This is a genomic window from Arthrobacter sp. SPT-J7 (assembly GCF_059089965.1).
Genome location: NZ_JBNHFF010000640.1, coordinates 1 through 262 on the forward strand (window position 1 = coordinate 1; position 262 = coordinate 262).

A 262-nucleotide genomic window follows, 5' to 3' on the forward strand; every position below is an offset into this window, starting at 1 on the left:
ATGCTCCGGATCGGTGCACTTCCGCCGGACGAGCGGGTGCTCAGGTGATAGAGATTTCACCTCCTGCTGTTATCTGCGGAATGCTCATGGGCATCGGCCTGTGGCTCGTTGTTTTCCGGTCTCCGTTCATGCGTGCCGTTACGCTGTCGCAGCGCATCGAGCCGCAGCTGAAATCACAGAATCTTGAGTCCAGGCTGCTCCGCGCCGGGGAACACAACCCCACGCCTTTCGGGCCGCTGGAAAGGATTCTTCGACCCATACT

General features: G+C 59.5%; 1 pseudogene. It reads left to right on the top strand.

What is annotated here, in order from left to right:
- Positions 1-80: 80 nt before the first annotated feature.
- Positions 81-262, top strand: a pseudogene (locus AC5RWX_RS34625) (type II secretion system F family protein); the annotation flags it as partial.